Source organism: Sphingobacterium sp. IITKGP-BTPF85, assembly GCF_001006065.1.
Taxonomy (GTDB): domain Bacteria; phylum Bacteroidota; class Bacteroidia; order Sphingobacteriales; family Sphingobacteriaceae; genus Sphingobacterium; species Sphingobacterium anhuiense.
On the sequence record NZ_ASZT02000344.1, the window covers coordinates 1 to 503 of the forward strand.

At 34.2% G+C, this 503-nt stretch carries 2 protein-coding genes; both read right to left on the minus strand.

The annotated features are described in order from the left end of the window. Positions 1 to 83: non-canonical purine NTP pyrophosphatase (locus tag L950_RS36935; protein WP_316930759.1), on the minus strand; the 83-nt coding region annotated here is incomplete at its 3' end. A gap of 250 nt (positions 84 to 333) precedes the next feature. Then, entirely contained in the window at positions 334 to 474 is a 141-nt protein-coding gene (locus L950_RS34740; RefSeq protein ID WP_021188404.1) for a hypothetical protein, read from the minus strand. Positions 475 to 503: the final 29 nt, after the last annotated feature.

Sequence of the window (503 nt, forward strand, 5' to 3'; positions counted from 1 at the left end):
TTACTATAGCCATTTGGTATAAAAATAGGGTCATAACCAAATCCATCCGCACCTTTACATTCATCAATAATGTGGCCTTCAATACTACCTTCAAAAAATGTTGCTGACCGTTTAGGTTAAGTGAAATCACTGTTTTAAATCGAGCGGTACGATTAGCGATACCTGCTAACTTCTCTAGAACCAAATTAATATTTTTTCCATATCACTGCTACCAGGAATAACGGCCGAATACACACCTGTTCACCATTAATGCATCAATTCCAACCAGAATCATCTCCGAAACAATTAATCCATATTTATTGACTTAAATAAATCTGTCTTCTGTTTGCATTCTCATGAAAGTAACACCTGTTTCAGGAATATCTTCATGGCAATCAATATCAGCCAAAGATTAAGTAGGAATTTCTTTCCTACAATAGCCTGCACCTCTTCCAATTTATGTGCATTATTAGTCGCAAAAATAAGTTCAATCATCCGAATAAGATTTATTCAAATGTATTAAA